Source organism: Phycisphaerales bacterium, assembly GCA_016716475.1.
GTDB lineage: Bacteria > Planctomycetota > Phycisphaerae > UBA1845 > Fen-1342 > JADJWG01.
Genome location: JADJWG010000004.1, coordinates 677382 through 696187 on the forward strand (window position 1 = coordinate 677382; position 18806 = coordinate 696187).

Here is an 18806-nt window from a genome sequence, read left to right on the forward strand (position 1 = left end):
CTGGCCGGTGCTACTCACCTGCGTTGGAGAGGGTCGGATCGATGCCCGCCACGTGCGCCGGGCGTGGTTTCCGTCCCGTTGCCAGCCAGACCACGGCGATGCGCAGATCGTTCACGATGAGGTAGAGGGCGGGAACCACGACCAGGGTTAACACCGTGGCGAACGCCAGCCCAAAGCTGATCGAGATGGCCATGGGAATGAGAAAACGCGCCTGGAACGACTGTTCTGCGAGCAGCGGGGCCAGTCCCAGGATGGTTGTCACCGAGGTCAGGAGAATCGGGCGCAGCCGGCGCCGTCCGGCCATGAGGACGGCTTCGCGGAGGGGCTGTCCGGCCGCGATTTCCTTCTTGATGAAGTCCACCAGGATGAGTGCGTCGTTGACCACGATGCCGGTGAGTGCGACGAGTCCGATCATCGACAGGATGGTGAGGTTGAAGCCCATCACGTAATGGCCGACGAGCGCACCACTGAGTCCGAACGGCACCGCGGCGAGGACGACGAGCGGATCGACATAGCTGCGGAAGAGTCCGGCCAGCATGACGAAGATAAGGAGCAGGGCGATCAGGAAGTCGCGGCGGAGGGAGCCGAGTGATTTGGCGGTTTCGCGCTTGTTGCCGGCGAATTCAACGCGCGTACCGGGCTGCTCCTGCTCGAGCCGGGCGATGAACGGGGTGAGACTCGCAATGGTACGTTCGGCATTGGCGACGGCGGTATCTATGTCGGCGGTAATGACCACCGCACGCCGCTGATCGATCCGGCGAATGGCGGCCGTCCCCTCGGCCTCGGTGACGTCGGCGACTTCCGACAGCGGAACCATTGCGCCGGCGGGTGTGGCAATGCGCATCCCCTCGAGGGCGTGCAGCTCGCGGCGACGCTCCTCCGGAAACCGGACGCGAATATCAACGTCCTCGCGGTTGCGCTGCAGCGTGCGAGCCTCGAGGCCGTAGAAGGCCCCGCGGACCTCGGTGGCGAGGGCTTCGGTCGTCAACCCGAGTGCCCGGGCGGAGTCGTACAGCGTCAGTTGCAGTTCGCGGCGGCCCCGCTCATAGTCATCCACGATATCAAACACTCCGACCTGCCGGTTGAGTTCCTCCTTGAGCTGCGCCACGACGGTCAGGAGGCTCTCGATGCGCTCGCCGGTGACTTCGATTTCGATGGCGGCACCGGCTGGCCCACCCTGCATCGGCTGGAAGCGGAGCGCGCGGGCGCCGGGGACCGGGCCGACGGCCGTACGCATCGCATTCACGACTTCTTCGCTGCGGCGCTCGCGCTGCTCGACGGTGGTCAGCTCGAGAATGAGCTGGGCGATGTGCGATCGCGTCGAAGCGGTTGCGCCGCCCTCGTCGGCCTGGAGCTGAGCTCCGACCAGCAGGTAGCTGTTCTTCACTTCGGGGAATTGGCTGCGGTCGAGGACCACCTGTTCGATCGCGCGCATCTGGATCTCGGTCTGCTCGGCGGGTGTGCCGACCGGTAACTCCAGGTTCACCAGGATCGTCTCCGAATCCGTCGATTCGAAGAAAACAAATTGTGTTCGTCCGCCGGCCACCAGCCCCAGTGAGAGAATCAAGCCCGCCACCGCCGCGGCGATCGTGACGTAGCGATACTCCGTGCAGATGCGCAGGCCGGCTTCATACAGGTTGGTGAGTCGTCGTCCGAGCCACTCCTGCTGCACGTGCGCAAACGCGGCCCCCACCCGCCCGAGCGTGGTGCGCGCGGGCCGTGCCGAAAGTGCGGTGTGCGGCCGCAGCGTATCCGCCAGGTGGGTTGGCAGAATAATGAGGGACTCGATGAGCGAGACGAACAGGGCGGACATCACGACGATCGGCAGAACACCCATGAAGTCACCGATGCGACCCTCGATGAACATGAGCGGGAGAAAGGCCCCGATGGTCGTCGCCACGGCGACAATCACCGGCCAGGTGACTTCTTCGGTCCCGCGGATGGCGGCGGTACGAGGATCCTCCCCGCGCTCCACGCGCGCGTACACGTTCTCCCCGACGACGATCGCATCGTCCACGATCAGGCCGAGGACCACGATGAGGCCGAACATGCTGATGAGGTTGAGGGTGGCGCCGAGCGCACTCATCACGAGGATGCCGCCAAAAACCGAAAGCAGCAGCCCCATCATCACCCAAAACGCGACGCGCCAGTTCAGCGTCAGCAGCAGCGTCAGGAAAACGAACAGCAGGCCCCACAGGCCGTTCCGCGTAAGCAGATCGAGCCGATCCGTGATGTAACGGGAAAGGTCGCTATGGAGTTCCAGTGTCAGTCCGGCCGGCAGCGGTTCCTGCCGGGAACGCTCGTAGATCTGCGGCAGGGTGCGGTCGAATCCCAGCTGCGTGGCGAACGTCGACGGGGGGGGCGTGTTCAGCTTGCCGGCGACATAGGCCTTCACATAGCCCGCGATCCGGACGGCATCCTGATCGCCGCGCTTGTAAACGATCAGATCGACGGCCGGGCGTCCGTTGAAACGCCCGCGGGTGTCCCGGTCCTCGAAGCCGTCGATGACACGTCCGATATCGCGGACGCGCACGAATGCGGCGGTACCGGCCTCCGCGGCTCCCATGCCCCGCATGGCATCGGGGAGGGGGGCGCGCCGCGGAAGGATGGTCTCGGCGATGCGGGCGGCATCATCCGTTTCGCCGAGGGTGCGGAGCGCGACATTGGCTTCCGGCGTCTTCACCTGGCCGCCCGGGAGATCGAGGTTGGCGCGGCGTATGGCGGCGGCGACTTCGGCCAGCGAAAGGCGGTAGGCGACCAGTTGCTCGGGGTCGACCTCAACGGCCAGTTCGTCCTTGCGCGTGCCGGTGAGAATGACATCCGTGATTTCCGGCAGCAGCAGCAGCTCGTCGCGCAGGCGGCGTCCGGCGGCTTTCAGGGCGGCTTCGTCGACATCGCCGTAGATGGCGACGGAGATGACGGGCAGCTTGGGCTCGAACTTGACGACCCGGGTCTCTTCCGCCTCGGTCGGAAACTCATCGCGCGGAATGGCGTCGATCGCGGACTTGAATTCGTTGACTTTCGCATCGAGGTCCAGCACATCGCTCGTCAGGGAGACCAGAATCGAGCAACTGCCCTCGTTGATTCGCGTTTCGACCTTGTCGATGAACTCGATGTCTTTGATCGCCTCTTCGAGCCGGATCGCAATCCCTTTTTCGACCTCCTCGGGCGTCGCGCCGGGATATAGCGTCGCGATCAGAATCTGGTTCGGGCGCGATTCGGGGAACATTTCGCGTGTCAGTGTCAGTGCTGCGTAGCCGCCGGCCACCAGCAGCGCGACCATCAGCATATTCACCAGGACCGGATTTTCGACGCTGAAGCGCGGCAGGGACATTCAGGGTGTCCTCGCGGCCCGGGACAGAGGGGCGGGGGCGCTGGCCGTGGGCAGCACCGGTGTGACCGTCATGCCGTCGTACAGCGCGTCGAGATTGCTGGTCAGCACGATATCCCCAGGTGTCAGGCCGGACACGATGGCCTGGTCGCGCAACGTTTCGACGACTTCGACCGTGTAACCCCGGGCCCGCCCGTCTGCGGCCAAAAATACGCGCCCCTGGCGCACGGCATTGCGCGGCACCAGCAGGACATCCGCGAGACGCGGACCTTCCAGTTCGGCCCGCACAAACATGCCGGGTGCGAGCGATTCCTGCGGCGCGCTGTCGGCTCGATTCTGCACCTCGACAAAAAGCTGAAAAGTCCGGCTGGCGCTGCTGGCTTCCGGCGAGATCCGCGCAACGATCCCGTCCCAGCGGGCTCCGCTGCGACGTTCGAGCTGCAATGTGGCACGGGCCCCCACCGTAACGCGGCCACGCAGCGTAACGGGCAGCTCGATCGGCACTTCGATCAGCGTGAGATCGATCAGCGTCAGCAGCGGTTGGCCCGGTCCGACCCCCTCGCCGACCTCCACCGACACGCTGGCAATCTGCCCCGAGAACGGGGCATGCACTTCGCAGCGGGCGAGATTCAGGGTGGCCAGCGTCAGGTCGGCAAGGCGCTGCGCGCGACTGGCTTCTTCCTGTGCCCGGCGTGGCGCGAGCAGGTCGCGCTCCCCTTCGAGGGTATCCAGCGCACGGCGGGCCCGCTGAAACGCGAGGCGGGCGTTGTCCACCTCGCGCGGGTTTGCGTTTCCGCGCTCGAACAGATCGACCATGCGCTCGTACTCGCGCTCGGTAAGCGCGAGCTCTTCCTTCGCAGTCCGGATCAATCGCTGCAGATTGAGGTCTTCCACCTCAAGCTGCCGCAGACTTGCCTCGGAGAGCTGCACGAGACTCTGCGCGCGCGCGACCTGGGCCTCGTAGTCGCGGGCATCGATCCGCAGGAGCAGGTCCCCCGCGACGACTGCGGCGCCGGGCTGCACCTGTGCCGGCCGCGCGATGACGATCCCCGTGACCTGCGCACTGAGCACTGCCATCCGTTCCGCCCGGGCCGTGCCGAAGCCCTCGATCTGGGGTACCACCGTGGTGGGCCAGACCTGGAGCGCATTCACCAGCAGGGGCGGACGCGTCGGATCCAAGGTCTCCGCGATCGGACGCGTGGCACGCAAAAATGAAAAAATGGCCAGCGCAAGCGCGAGCACCGTGGGGATGAGGATGCAGGACAGGATGAGCTTCCGAAGCATGATGCCTCGCCCGTGCGGTGGAGCGGCACTTTCGCGCGGGGCGAAGCCACGCCGGCCGACCGCTGCGAGTGAGATTATACACCGGACCCACGCATTCGTCGGGTTTGACACCGTGGCTTCCCGTCGGGGAAGGTGGGTCTACAATGCGGGTCCGCCCGGTCGGCAGGATTCGCCCGGTGGCGCGGTGTCACAGGAACTGGAGCATGGGCAGTCCGAGATTGATAATCTGCCATCTCGCTTCGGCCGGGGTCGATCCGATCCGCCTGGACATCGCCCGGCGGTTGGCTGTCACGCGCGCAGCGAACGCACGTCACGCGTTCGTGTTTCTGGGTGCGGGTGAAGCGCCAAACCTGGGTCGTCCGTGGCAGCGGTTGGCGGTCCCAGGGGGATGGTCACGTCTCGCGACCTTGCGGCTGGCGCACTGGCTCATGCAGACGGGACCAGGCCCGGTCGTACTGCATGCGTGGACCCCGGAGGCCGTTGTGGCAGCCCTGCCATTGGTCACGACGCATCGGCCTTTGCTGGTAGATTGGCCTCCGGGGAGTCCGGGCCGGCGGTTGCAGCGCTGGCTGCGGGAGGGTGTGTTTGCACTGGTGTGCTCGGCCCGGACCACGCGGGCTGCGCTTCTGGCAGGGGGCCTGCCGACGGCACGGCTGCTGTTCGTGCCGCCGATTGTGGATGCGGAGGTATGGACTGAGGCGGAGCAAAGAAGGGGTGCGTTGCGCGCCGCGCTTGAGTTGCCGCCAGAAGCGCGCCTGGCCGTGATACTGCCACCCCTCGGCACGAACAGTGGAGCGCTCTACGCGGGCTGGGCGGGGTTGCTGGTACAAAAGACGTGCCCCCACCTGCGTGTCCTCGTCCCGGGGATTGGGCCGGGCTTCGAGCGTGTACGGCGTTTATATCAGGCGTGCCGGCATAACTTTATGCTGCGGACAGCTCCTGCACATTGGCGGCCGGCCGACCTCGTGGCGACGGCCGATGTGGCTCTGCATCTGCCGCTGGGACCTGTTGCAGTAGATGCGCTCGTGGTGGCGGCGGCGACGCAGTTGCCCCTGGTGGTCAGCCGCGATCCGCATGTTAGGGAGGCCCTGGGGGGGCGTGCGGCATCATGGTGCACCGGGGGTGTGCCGCGCTCGGCGGCGCAAGCCTTGTTGAACACACTGGAAGGACCCGCAAGAGTGCCCGCGGCGCGAGCGCTGGGGCAGGCGCCGGAGGTGGTGCTGGCGCGGTACCAGGGGGCTTACCAGCGGCTCTTGGAACGACGCTCGCTGGTGGGGCTCGACTGAAAGCTCAACGGCCGCCGAGCCATCGACGGCCGCTGAGTGGGCAAATGGGAGACTGGAGAACGTTCGCACGCAGCGCTGTGAGCTGGGTCAGGGGCGGCGGTCGTTCAGCAGCACATGCACCCGAACCCAGGCGTCGCCACGGTCGCAGATGTTCAGAAACGTACGGCGGCACTCGGTCGAGAGAATCTCGATCAGGGTACGCAGCCCCTCGTGGGTCACCAATTCAGTGGAAACGGGTTCACCATCAGGCAGGCCGAGGAAGGCCCGAATCTGGGTGGTCTCATCCACAATCGCGGCTGTGGGTGTCGAGGCCGGCTGGGGCGTCGGCGGGATGGGAATCGCGATCGCTTCGACCGCGCCGGCGGTGGTCAGATCATCCGTAGGGAGGGCCTCGGAAGGAAGTGCTGACCGAGTGATCAGCGTGGGCGGCGGAGTGGCTAGTGCAGGAGCAGGGGCTGCTTCCTGGGTGGCAGCCATCCGCGCGACGGTGCGCAGATCCTGGCGTGCCGCGGTGAAATCCGGGTTGATGATGAGGGCCTGTTCAAGCGCGCGCGCGGCATCGGCGTACAAGCCGGCTTCGGCCTGTACGACTGCGAGGTTGTAGTAGGCGTCGGCTTCGTGCCCGGAAAGCCGGAAAGCGGCCAGCGCGTCGTCGTAACGCTTGAGCTTTGCCAGTGCGAGCCCCCGGTTCATGTGGGCGCGTCTGAAGCCAGGATCGAGTTCGGTTGCGCGGGCGAGCATCTGTTCGGCCTCGGCGGTGCGCCCTTCCAGGAACAGACTGAAGCCCAGGTTGTTGTGCGCCTGCGCTGACGCGGGCTGTCGGGCGACGAGCTCGCGGAAAGTCACGGTGGCCTCGGAGTGCCGGCCAAGGCGGTTCAGCACGATGCCGAGACGTGTGCGGGCCTGGTCGGCCAACGGGGTAAGCTCGAGTGCGCGGCGATACTGAGCGGCCGCCTGTTCGAGGTTCCCCTGCCGTTCAAGCAGGTGGCCATGGGCTACGTAGGTCGAGGCGCTCAGGCGCGGCTCAACGTCCTGGCTGCCGCCCTGAGAACGGGGCAAGGCGCCGGGGTTGTTGCCCTGCGGCTCCTTGGTTTCACAGGCCGTTAAACCGACCACGGCGAGCGTGACAAGCAACGTCGCGGTTCGCGAAAGCATCTTGCGCACCGTCGGACTCCCGAAATGGTGTTCAGCCGCCGACCCCACCTGGGGTGCCTTCGCCGCCACTGCTGCGGCCGCCACTGGCGCCGGGCTGGTACATCGCCTCGTGGTACTTGATGAGGATGGCTTCGTTCGCGTGCATACCGCGCCCACCGGGCAGGTCGGGACGTACGAGCTCGGCCGAGGTGTCGATGCCCAGGTCGGCCAGGAAGGTCATGATGACCTCCGTGCGGGCGTCAACGAGGTCCTCGTCGGATTCGTCCGTGCTGAAGCGGATGGCGCCGCCATACTGCTCAAGCAGGGTTGCGAGTCGCCAGAGGCGATCCTCGCCCAGCGCGTTGAGCTGTGCGCGGTGTGGGACAAAGTGCAGGTCGGAGACCGACATGTCCTGCAGGATCGCGTTGTCGACCATGTGAGCGTAATTGTCCTGGAGCCGGCTCGGGTGCTCGGTCGTGCCGTGTGGCGGTGCATTCAGGCGTGACATCGGCTGTTGGCACCCCGCCAGAAGGCCCAGGAGCAAGGTCCCAGCGATCATGCGCGGCATAAGGAGACTCCTGCAGGAGCGTGGGCCATCCGGTCGTACAGACCGGAGCGGACACGGTCCAAGGTCCGCGGTTTCCATCGGTTGCGGGCGCGCAGCGCCTGAAGTACGAGGACGCGCAGAAACCGGGCTGTCCCGGGAGACCGGTGGCCGGATCCCCCGCGCGGCTTCCTGACTCTGCAAGAAGCTGTCGGCGGAAAGGCCGAGCACGACCCGGTAGCGTTAGAATCCGCGGGATGCGAATCCAGAGGACCGTTGCAGCAGGGGGATTGGTGCTGGTGACGCTCGGCTCGCTGGCGCTGGCCGGCGGGTGGGGGTGGTACATCCGCAGTGCGGCCTACCGCAACTATTGCGCGGAAGTGCTGAGCGCCAGTCTCGGATTGCCGGCCAGTATCGGTCGGGTGCTGCCGCGCACCCGCCGCTCGCAGGAATTCCGCGATGTCCGTGTGTCGTTGCCGGAGCGGCGCGGCGAGGCCGCTTACTGTCGGCGTGCGATCCTGCGGCGGACACCTTCGGCTGCGAATCCCGGACTTTATATCCTCGACCTGGTCGGCGGGCATTGCGAAGTCTCGACGCGCACCTGGTTGCAGCAGGACTACCGCACGGTACTCGAGTCCGGGCTGAAACCCGGCTTTGACCCCGCAGGACCGCAGCGCGTCGCGTTCCGCGAGATGGACCTGGTGCTTGTGCGGGACCAGTTCCGGTTCACGTTCAACGACGCCTTCGGTGTCGTTACGTTTGACGAGGTGCAGCGCGGCCGTGCAATGGTGACGTGTCACGATCTGAACGGTTACCCATCCGGACAACCCGTGGTTCTGCGCGGCGAGTTCTCACCCGGAGCCGATGGCCGCGTGCAGCTTGACGAGTTTGAGCTGACGGTGCCCAACCTGCCGCTCACCATTCTGGGCCTGGAAGAACTGGCGCGGCTGGGACTGCAGAGTGGTACATTCGAGGGGCGCGTGGTGTATCGCGAAGGACCGCAGGGCAGCACGCTCGTCGCCAGCGGCGTCGTACGCGACGTGTCGCTGGCCGAAGTCACGGCGCCGTTCCTGGCGACGCCGTGGCGCGGCACAGTGCCCGAGTTGTTCCTGGACGAACTGCTGGTGGTGGACGGCTGGCCGCAGCGGTTGCGTTTCCACGGTGCATTGCAAGGTGTGCTGCTGGGCGATGTGCTCGCGCCGTGGGGATTCGGCGGCGCGGGCGGCGAGATGGTGCTGCGACTGGATGATGTCGAGTTGACGCCGGAAGGCCTGGTACGGCTGACCGCGTCCGGACGCTGCGAGCGGGTCGCACTCGAGGAGTTGTCGGCGCCGCTGGGTTGGGGGGCGCTGGCAGGGACGGCCCGCGTGGTGTTGACGGATTTGACGATCCACAACAACTCGCTCGCAGCCCTTGAAGCCGAGGTTCGCGTGCTGCCGGCGGAAGATGGTGGCAATTACGTTGATCGCAGCTTTGTCTCTGAGGCCTTGCGGGCCGTGTTCGGACTGGCGCTGCCGACCTTTCTGCCACAGCGTTTCGCCTACCATGAGTTGGGCGTACGGCTGGATGTGCGCGACGAGCTACTGCACATCTTTGGCACCCATGGTCCCGGTCAAACCACGCTGCTGACAGTGGAGCTGGCCGGTCGGTGGGTACCCGTCATCCAGGAGCCGGGTACACCGATCGATCTGCGGCCGCTGCTCGATGAAATGCGGAAGGAGGCCCGCCGCCGGCTGGCCCAGCAACTGCGGCAGGTACAGCCCGAGGAAGTGTGGGAGCTGTGGACCGGCCAAGCGTGGCCGGCGTGGCTGGTGCCTGGGCAGTCTGATCAGAGCGTGACGGAGGATTGAAGTGATCCGGCAGGCCGCCGAACGCTGGCTCGTCGTGCTGATGATTCTGTTCAGTCTCGCGCTGAGTGGTTTGACCGTTTGGTCAGTGGCCGGCCAGGCGCGGGCCCTGCAGGCGCGTGAACGCTCCGATCTCGAGGCGGCGGCCTTCACAGTCGCCACGGAGCGCAGCGCAGCGCTCCGTGCGGACGTCGAGCGTGCCTGCGACGCCGCCGCACGGGCATGGGAGTTCGGCGGTGCGGATGAATTGGACGCCTGGATCGCGAGCCGGCACGAGTGGCCGCTCGCAGCAACCGTAGGCGCTACGGGGATGGTCGTCGTGTTTCCGCGCCCGCCGCTTTCGGAGCCCTTCCCCCAGGCCCCGAACCCGCTGCCCCCGGGCGCAACACCAACCACGATGGCCGCCGCGGAGAGTCTGAGCGGCCGTGACCTGCTGGCACTGCTGCGCGATTTTCAGACGCTGGCGACCAATCCCGATCCGCTGACGCGCGCGGGGGCGCTGCTGGCGATGGCGACCGTCGAGCAGCAGCTTGGGCAACCGCTGGCGGCCGCGCGACTGTTCGGCGACGCGGCGCACCTGCTGCGCTCCACTCCGCGGCTGGCGCGCTATGCCTTTCGCGCGGAGCTGGCCCGTGTGGACACCTTGCTTGCGGCAGCCGACTATGACCGGGCGCGCGAAGTCTACGCCGGCCTGCTGCGTGGCTTGCGGAACGACCATCCCGGGCGGCTCAGCCCGGCGGAAACCGCGCGTCTTGCGGAGCAGTGGCGGCAGCTCGGCATCGAACCCGAAGATCCCCTGGCCGCCTTGCGCGACGAGCTGCGCCAGCGCGCTGAGCGGCGGTCACAACGGGCCGCTGTGCTGGAGCGTATCGACCTGCGGGAGGGGGCCGGGGTGCGTTTTTCTACGGCCGTGACTGCTGCGGATGAACGTGTCGTGGTAGCCACGCGCGAAATCGCCCCAGGCGTGGTGCTCCAGTTGCTTGCTCCCCAGCAGTCCTTGTTGGAGCGCTATTGGCCCGCACCCACGGCGGACGCCTACGCATGGCGGCTCATGCCGAGCGCCGCCGCCGGACTGGTCCTCGCGCAGCTCGGTCCGGAATTCGGGGGGGCCGTGCTCGAGCCCAGTTTGACCGCTGCCGCGGGGTTGCGCGCCCACGCCCACCGCCAGATTGCGATCGTCGCGGCGACTGCGATCGGCACGACCGGAGCGTGGGCATTGGTGATCGTCATGCTGATGCGGGTGGTTACCCGCCAGCGCGAGCTGGCGCGTGTGCAGGGTCGTTTCGTGGCGGATGTCAGTCATGAGTTGAAGACGCCGCTCGCCCTGATTCGACTGCTGGCCGAAACGCTCGCCGAGCAGCGCGTGCGGAATCCTGACCGGGTGCAATCTTACCACGAGACGATTATCCGCGAGGCCGAGCGACTCAGTGTGCTGGTGGACAACATCCTCGATCTCGGGCGCATCGAATCCGGTCGGAAAACATACTCCTTCGGTGAGTGCGAACCGGCAGTGATTGCGCGGCAGGCCTGGACGTTGTTCGAGCCGCAGTTTGCCGAAGCGGGTTTTCAGACCGAACTCGACCTGGCCCCGCAGTTGCCAGCCATCCGGGCCGATGCGCAGGCGTTGCAGCAGGTACTGGTCAACCTGCTCCAGAATGCCTATCGCTACTCGCGGGAAAACAAGTTCGTACGGCTGCGCGTCTGGCGCGAGGGCTTCATCGTGATCTTCAGTGTCGAAGACCACGGCATCGGCATGGGGCGCAACGAGCTGAAGCGCCTGGGAGAGAGCTTCTTCCGCGCTGAGGACGCCCGCACCGTGCAAACGCGCGGGGCGGGCCTGGGGCTCGCCATCGTGAACCACATCGTGACCGCCCACCACGGCAAGATCGACGTTCAGTCGCGCCCGGGGGCAGGCAGCACCTTCACCGTCTGGATTCCCTTCGACCCCGACCGTCCGGCGCCGCTCCGGCCCCCTGCCAGGACCGGCGCGGGGGCGTGAACCGGTCGGCCCACGCCCCACGTACCGCCCACACTACGGCGTTTCGAACTTCATGGTCTGCACGAAGGCGAGGAAATTCTCTCGTTGTTCCTGCATGGTGCGGCTCGGTCCGACGCCCTTGAAGTACCACGGCCCGACCGGTGTGGCGACGATGGCGCCGAGCAGTCGGAAGTTCTCCTGATCGGCGGAATCGCGACCGACGGCCATGCCGTCGTTGTAGGTGCCCTCCACTTCGACAAACGCGACCGTCAGCTCGTTCACTTCGAATGCGCGTCGACTGTAGCCGCCCTCCGGAATCGGCCCGCCCTCCGCCGTACGGAACTGGCCGACCCAGCGTTCGATGTTCGCATCGACCCCGCCGGCGCCGCCCGTGCCGAAGTAAAAGACGATCAACTCGCCATCCACCGCGTCGCCTTCCGACTTCGGCAGTGCGTACTGGGCCTCGCGCACGGAAGACGACACCGGCGTCTCTGTCCAACTCTCGGGAATCGTGTACGTGAGCCGACCGGCTGTTGACGGCGGGGCCTGCGCAGTCAGGTCGATGTTGTCGATCGGTGGGTGACCCGGTGGCAGGCCGGTCATTTCGCTCGCGGCCGGCTGGGAGCGCCCTGATACCAGGTCGCGTACGCTGGCCCGCTCCTCGTCGGTCGGAGTCGTGGACTGTGCCGGCGGTGCGGGGGATTCGGGCGTGCTGCGCTCGCACCCCGTCAATAACCCGACACAGCACAGGACCCCCGCGATCGTCTGCAGCAAACCGCGCATGTTCCAGGACCTCCGATACCGCCAACCGCAAGCACCGCAGCGGCGCTTCCGGGAGACGGAGGCATGATGTTCAGCCCGTTGGTGCAACCAGTGGATACGAGCCGGTATGTTACTGTGTCAGGGTGGGCTCTGCCAAGCCGCGTGAAATCTGCACCGGTCCGCTGCGGCGTTCCACCTGGTGGAAGTACATGAACCGGCGCAACCCGTCAAAACCGTGGCAGGTGGTGCAGACGTTCTCCTGGCCGAAGGAGCGCAAATGCCAGGCCCGCGCCCGCAATTCACGTGCACCCAGTGCGGTGGCGTCTTCCGGGAGCGGGGCCTGCTCGGAACGACCGTGCGTGAGGTGGCACGTGCGGCATGCGATGTGGCCGCTGGATGCCACCTCACCCGTGTCATCGAACAGCGGCAGGTAGTTGGCCGCAGTGGGGCTATAGGGATTGAAAATCACCACATCCGGGTGCGATGCGACGGCAGGCACCGGGGCCGCGCCGGCGGTGCGGTGGCAGGCGATGCAGAAACGATCGGCTACCGGGATCTCTGCGGACCCCTCGAATTCCCACAACGCGCGCGGCCAGAGCTTCTGCGACACCACCTTGCCCGGGTCGCCATGGGTCGTATGACACGGCAGGCAGTGGTCGGCCTCGAAGCCCGCTGCGCGGATGAAGGGGATCGCGTGTCCGATCATGTGAATGTTGGTGCGTTCGGTATGGCACGAGAGGCAGAGTGTCTCCGGTGGTGCGCCCCGCTCCGCCCGCAGCAGGTGCCGGTGGATGTCCGGAGACTGGTGCGGATCGTGACACGTGCTGCAACCGAGCTGTTGCTCCCCGTGCGGGCCCGTGGTCAGCGGAAGGTGCACTGGCCGGGTGGTGGGGTTCAGCACGAGTGCGCTGTGTGGTGCTTGCGGGTGAATGAGTGCGGAAGCGGTGCGTGCTCCTGGAGCCGATTCCGCGTGACAGGCGACGCAGGCCGCATCGCGCCCGGTCTGGTCCGCTGCGAGCCCCGCCCGGAACAGCCGGGTCTCGTCGGAACCGTGCGCGCGGTGGCAGGCAAGGCAGGCATCCCCCGTGTCGCGCGACACCTCCGGCCAGACTTCGGGGTTCTTCCGGAGATCGTGCCCGCCGCCCGCGAAGTGGGACTGGTTCGCATGGCAGCGTCGGCAGTTGTCCTCGGCCGGCGCGCTGAGGAAATGTCCAAAGCGCGGCTCGTGCGGGTTGTGGCAACCCGTGCAATCGGCCCCGGGGTGGTTGTGGGCCGGCAGGACGCGTTTTGCGGCCAGTTGCCCGGTCTGGTGACAATTCAGGCATTGACCAGCCGGATTGAGCGCCGTGGGCTGGGCCGGCAGCCCGGGCTGATGAGCGGTATGGCACGCGCTGCAGACGCCACCCTGCGTTACCGTCACACCATGGATGTTTGTGGCGTCGGGGGCTGTCTGGCGGAGGTCGTGCGGTGTGGCCACGACGGTGGCCTGGACTGTGTGGCACGCGCTGCACACATCCCGCTCCGCCAGGTTGAAGGCGAGGAGATTCTGCGGAACCGTAGCGTGGTGCGCCTGGTGGCACGTTGTGCAAAGCAATGCGCCACTCTCGGCCGTGCGTGTTCCCAGACTGGTTGCCACGTCGCGCTGCTCAGCAGACAACATCGGCAGGTGGCCGTGGCGACTGCGGTGATCCGCCTCGAACAACACGGGCGACAACTGCTCGTGGCAGGACAGGCACATGTCGTTGGTGTTCGGATCGACGACCATCAGTTGTTCGTACTGCGCGCCATGTCCCGTGTGGCACGTCAAGCAGGTCACGCCGGAGGTGTGGAGCAGCTTCCGGGTCTCCGGGGCGTGCAACTGCTCCGGCACTGCGATCTTCATTGGACCCAGGGGGTGCATGCCGGCGTGAGCGCCACCGGCCAGGTCCCCATGGCACTTCAGGCACAGATCACTCGCTACCCCGTCACCCCGCAGGAAGACAATGGTTTCCAGCGTGTTGCGCGTGTCGGGTTGAGTATGGGCCGAATGACACGTGCGGCACGCCATCTGTCCGCCCGTCAGGGGCAGGTCGGGCGGCACCCGCACGTCCGCAGGCACCGGTTGGCCGATCCGGTGGCCATGTTCCATCCACACGCGCCGGCGGGAGTCGCCCACACCGCCGTCGTGACAGCCGAGGCACATCTCCGCACGGCTGACGGCCGGATGGTCCGGCGGGTTATCGGGTACGGCTGCCAGCAAAGTACGGGTACCGTCGACCAGCGGTGCCATCCACTCCATGTGGCACACGGTACAGGCCCGTGCCTGTTGTCCCGCGGTCGGACCGCGCGCGCCCGCCGTCATGCGGGGCGGAAAGGCGCGCGGATCCTCGGTCAATAGGAACTGTCTCACGCGATGGGCGCCGAGTTCGACTACGTAGACCTCGTCGTCGGCGCCGAACGCAATACCCAGCGGGTGGTCGAGTTGCAGGACGGTGCCGGTCTCGTCGGCCAGCGCACCGAGCAGCCCTCCATCGGTTGCGAAGATCTGGATCACGCCCAGGGTGCCGTCCGCCACCCAGATGCGTCCGGCGGCATCGACTGCAACGGCTTTCGGTCGGTAGAACTGGCCGAGATCGACACCGTAAGCGCCGATGACGGCCTCGGCGGTACCGTCGGGAAAGATCTGCTGCAAACGGCCATTGATGACATCCACGACGAGCAGCGCGCCGCCTGGCAGTGTTGCGAGTCCGAAGGGGTACTGGTACTCGCCGCGCGAGCCGCCGCGCTGCCCGAAGGTCTCCCAGGCCCCGGTAGTGAGGTCACAGCGGAGGAGGCGGTGATGGTTGTTGTCCGCCACCCACAACGTGCGTTCATCGGGGGAAAGGGCCAGTCCCGCGAGGTCGAAGCCGCGCGTCGGGCGCAGCTCCGCCGGGGGCGTGAATCTTGCCGCCAGCGTGCCGTTTTCAGCGCGTACAACAATGCATTCGTTGCCCGTATCGGCGATCCAGAGTTGTCCGCGGCTGTCGAGCCACACGTCGAGCGGTGCGGCCAAGGCGTGGTCTTCGACGCTGGAAATGATCTCCCTGACTGCACCGCTCGGGTGATGCACCACGATCCGGTCATACACACCGTCCACAACGTACACCGTACCGTCAGCCGCAACGCGTACGCCTGTCGGCATGAACAGCGGGGTATCGGCGGGGCCGGTGTAGCTGCGTACGGACTGCACACGGAAGCGGGCCGTGGCGTCCTGCGCGCGCGCGGTGGTCGCGGGGTCGGAGGGTGAATTCTGCCCGGCGCCGATCACAAGGAGTATGGCTGCGAGGCCGACGGAGGTGAGAATCCAGCGGGCACGGCGGAGGAGCCGGGTACGCGGAATCGGAATGCGGGGCGTTGCGTCCATCAGTTCTGCGAATTCCCGGGGGGGGTGTCTGGAGCAGGGGTGTCGGACGGCGCAGGCGTCACAAAACCTGGTAGAAACAGGGGGCGTCCGGCCATGATGTCTTCGATCGCGCGGAAGATCCAGCCCGCGTGCAGCGCTTCGATGCGTGCCGGGGGATAGCCGACGTGGGCAAGATCGATGAGCGACGTGGCGGTGGTGTGACAGTGGGTGCAGTTGAGCGTGGCCGGCCGGCGCAGGGGGTGAATCCGAGCCAGGAGTGTAGCCCGCTCGTCTGCGGACAGCTGCGCGCCGCGGCTGAGGAACTCCCGCACCGGGCCCGCAGTATCGGGGTGGGCAAGGAGCGGGGCATTGGCGCGTGCATCGAGCAGGGCGAGCTTGGCGCCGTATTCGCCGCGGAAGTGGCGTGGTACTTCGTCGCGTACGGCCGCGACGGCGTCCTGGTAGAGTTTGCTTGTGTGTCGGGGGGCGGCCACCTGGTCAGCCAAGGCGAGCAACATGGGTTCACCGTCGGCCTCGCGCGCCGCTTGCCGCAGGTGATCGACCAGCCAGCGCTGGTCGGCGGCGGTGGGCGCCCGGTCGGCGTCCTGGGCCGCCGAGGAGGTCAGCCACTCGTAGAGGACCAGCAGGGCGGGAGTGCCGGTGCGCCGCCCGGTCTGCAAATCGTACCAGGTGAGAGGCAGGGGTGTCGTCGGGCTTTGCAAATGGCAGACGCCGCAGTGAATACTGGTCGCGTGCATGTTGAGGAAGGCGCGTACTTCCTTGCTGCGGCCGTGCGGCAGCGGGTTGTGGCAGCCGCTCTGCGTGCAGTTGTTGAGCGGGTCGGGCTGAACCCAGCCGTCGATCTGGTGGTAGTGCGCGATCGGTGTGCGGGCCGATTCAGCAACCTGCACGCCGAGCCAGTCGGTACGGCGCGTGCGTAACACATCTTCGGTCAGGCGCGTCGGAATGCCGGTAATCTGGGCGGGGGCTTCGGCGGGATAGATGAGTGTCACGACGAGGTAGCGCAACGCGCCGTAGCTGAGGTACGCCACCAGGAGGATGACGGCGACCGCATAACTGCGCTTGAGGAGCTCGAGCACGATGCGTGTGAGTCCGCCGGAACGGTGGCGCGTAGCGGCCTTAGTCATGGTGCGGGCCCTCCGGCACGTGCAGTTCGCGAGCGGCGTCGCGAACGAAGTCGGCATGCTGCTCAGCCAGTTCCGCTACCGGGGTTTGACCGGTGATGGTGGCGAGCGAAAGGGGGAAGACGTGCGGGCTGAACATGACGTTGACAATGTGCAGGATGCCGACGTGGATAATGGCGAGGAACGCTTCGTAAGTGTGTGCGATCAGGGCGATGTTGAGGATTCGGCCCCCGAAGTAGTGCGACGTGACCTGCTCGGCCCACAGCATCAGGCCGGTGATGCCGAGCAGCGTCGTGCCCCAGGCCACGCCGATGTACTCGAATTTCTCCTTGATCGTGAAGCGGCCGAAGCTGGGCGGATCCTTCCGCAGCCCGAGCAGGTACAGCAGGTAGTAGTGCGCTTTGAGCAGGTCCCCCGGCTGCACCAGCATCGGCATTTCCCAGATCGCGCGCAGCAGCCCGCGCTGCCGTCCGTCCGGCAGCCGGAGGAGCGCGCTGCGGAACATCGTGGTCAGGGCGTACACGAAGTGGGCGAAGAACCCGATGATCAGCGCGATCCCGGACCAGTGGTGAATCTGCCGGGCGGCGCCGAGACCGCCGAATGCTTCGATCGTCACCCGCGCCCAACCGTGATCCGCGAATTTCATTGGGAACCCGGTCAGCGCCAGCAGTACGAAAAGCACGACCAGCAGCCAGTGCTGCAGGCGCTGGTTGACCGTGAAGCGCGCGAGTCGTGCCCGTCCCTGCGGGTGGGAGAGCACGCGCTCAGTCAGGGCCTGGGCTGCATGGCCGGCATGGTGCTGGCGGCCGATGACAATCTGGAAGAGCTCGAGCAGACAAAGCACGAGCGACGGGCCGAACGACACGGCCGTCAGCACGATGAAGGCCACGGCGACCCAGAATTCCAGCGTGCCCTGCGCGCTGGGCAGATCGAGGTGGACAGCGGCCGCCGCGATGCCGACATCGGCGCCGGGATGGCAGCGTGTGCTGCGACAGGAGTTGGCGATCGAGTCGGGGTGGACCGCCGAACGCGGGTGCGATTGGGCCAGGATCAGGTGAGTATTCTCCCCGGGGCCGACGTGGCACGACACGCAGTCGGCGGTCGAGTTGTCCCCGAGCAGGGCGGCCTTGCCGTGAAAGCTGCGCACAAAGCTCGCCACGGCGTTGGGCATGTTGTGCTGCTGAAGCACGAGTGGGTCCGCGTGGCACACCGCGCACACCTGGGCCTGGTCCAGGGGAGGTCGCGCGGCCTGCAGGCGCGCCCCGACATGCCTCAGGTAGTAACCGACGTCGACGGGAACCTGCTCAGCATGGCAGGTATCGCAGCGATCGAAGCCGTGGCGCGGCATCAGGCGCAGGTGCGGCGACAGATCGTCCAGCGAGCGAAACAACGGCTCATCGTGACAGTACAGGCACTGTGACTGGCCCGCCTGCAGCAGGGGGCCGCCCGTGAATTCGAGCTGGTCCAGCTTCTCGCGCGCGTGAACACTGAGATCGAGCGCCCGTGCGACGCCCTCGTGACTGAAACGCCGGGCGGTACCGGCGCTGTCTTGCAGATGGCACTGCCGCGTGCAGTCCACCCGACTGATGGGTTTGTGCGGGATTACGGCTACTTCGCTGCGTTCGTGGCAGTCGGTACACGCGACACGGGCGTGCGCGCCGAGCCCGAAGCGATGGTAGGCCGCGCTCGTGTAGTACACCTGGATGCGCTCGGTCTGCGGGTCGAAGCGCGAGAGCCCGCGGTATTGGTGGCACAACAGGCAGTTGTCCGGGTCATCACCGAGCGCCTGCGGCGCGAGGCCCAACCACAACATACCGGCCAGCAGCAGCGCGCAACGGGTGCCACATCGCCGATGCAAGGTGCTGTGCTGCAGCCGGTCGGCCGCAACCGTGTTTCGTCTACGGGACATCAGCGCACGGCCTCCGCGAGGGGATACGACCACCAATCGATAAACTGGTGTGAAAATGGTAACTGCTCCGGGCCGGATGCGAAGCGCTTTCGCGGGGAAAAACTTCGCGCTGGCTCGCGGCCGTCGCGACCGGTTATATTTTCGGGCAACGATACTGCGGTAGTGACGATGCCGGCGCCCGACGAGCGGCGCTGGCTAGCCTGACCACGCACTTCACGGCGTACT

At 66.7% G+C, this 18806-nt stretch carries 11 protein-coding genes; 3 read left to right on the forward strand and 8 right to left on the reverse strand.

Translation table 11 applies throughout. From position 1 onward, the window contains the following. Positions 1-10: 10 nt before the first annotated feature. Together IPM18_16795 and IPM18_16800 are read right to left on the reverse strand one after the other, a co-directional pair. Complete coding sequence (locus IPM18_16795; protein MBK9121242.1) at positions 11-3334, reverse strand: efflux RND transporter permease subunit; 3324 nt, start codon at positions 3332-3334, stop codon at positions 11-13. After that, the gene (locus IPM18_16800) at positions 3335-4615 is read right to left on the reverse strand and encodes an efflux RND transporter periplasmic adaptor subunit (GenBank protein MBK9121243.1); all 1281 of its coding nucleotides are present in this window, start codon (positions 4613-4615) and stop codon (positions 3335-3337) included. Between the two features lie 203 nt (positions 4616-4818). Here IPM18_16800 and IPM18_16805 point away from each other — a divergent pair, with 203 nt between their 5' ends. Continuing rightward, positions 4819-5901, forward strand: a complete 1083-nt coding sequence (locus IPM18_16805; protein MBK9121244.1) for a hypothetical protein — start codon at positions 4819-4821, stop codon at positions 5899-5901. 87 nt (positions 5902-5988) lie between these two features. On the opposite strand, the gene IPM18_16810 is transcribed toward IPM18_16805, so the two are convergent. Together IPM18_16810 and IPM18_16815 are read right to left on the reverse strand one after the other, a co-directional pair. After that, positions 5989-7065 carry a tetratricopeptide repeat protein gene (locus IPM18_16810; protein ID MBK9121245.1) on the reverse strand — a complete coding sequence of 359 codons (1077 nt, stop codon included), beginning with the start codon at positions 7063-7065 and terminating at the stop codon, positions 5989-5991. A gap of 22 nt (positions 7066-7087) precedes the next feature. Continuing rightward, positions 7088-7603, reverse strand: coding sequence for a hypothetical protein (locus IPM18_16815; protein ID MBK9121246.1), 516 nt, complete (start codon positions 7601-7603; stop codon positions 7088-7090). Between the two features lie 233 nt (positions 7604-7836). Between IPM18_16815 and IPM18_16820 the strand changes: the two genes are divergently transcribed. After that, positions 7837-9429, forward strand: coding sequence for a hypothetical protein (locus tag IPM18_16820; GenBank protein ID MBK9121247.1), 1593 nt, complete (start codon positions 7837-7839; stop codon positions 9427-9429). 1 nt (position 9430) lies between these two features. After that, positions 9431-11425: a hypothetical protein gene (locus IPM18_16825; GenBank protein ID MBK9121248.1), complete on the forward strand. Its 1995-nt coding sequence runs from the start codon at positions 9431-9433 to the stop codon at positions 11423-11425. A gap of 33 nt (positions 11426-11458) precedes the next feature. Here IPM18_16825 and IPM18_16830 read toward each other — a convergent pair whose 3' ends face one another. From IPM18_16830 to IPM18_16845, 4 genes are all read right to left on the reverse strand, one after another. Continuing rightward, positions 11459-12187, reverse strand: coding sequence for a hypothetical protein (locus IPM18_16830; protein ID MBK9121249.1), 729 nt, complete (start codon positions 12185-12187; stop codon positions 11459-11461). A 109-nt stretch (positions 12188-12296) separates the two neighbouring features. Beyond that, positions 12297-15548, reverse strand: coding sequence for an SMP-30/gluconolactonase/LRE family protein (locus IPM18_16835; protein ID MBK9121250.1), 3252 nt, complete (start codon positions 15546-15548; stop codon positions 12297-12299). Then, positions 15548-16675, reverse strand: a complete 1128-nt coding sequence (locus IPM18_16840) for a hypothetical protein (GenBank protein MBK9121251.1) — start codon at positions 16673-16675, stop codon at positions 15548-15550. Before IPM18_16840 ends, IPM18_16835 begins: the two co-directional genes overlap by 1 nt. Continuing rightward, positions 16668-18581, reverse strand: a complete 1914-nt coding sequence (locus IPM18_16845) for a hypothetical protein (GenBank protein ID MBK9121252.1) — start codon at positions 18579-18581, stop codon at positions 16668-16670. Before IPM18_16845 ends, IPM18_16840 begins: the two co-directional genes overlap by 8 nt. Positions 18582-18806 lie beyond the last annotated feature (225 nt).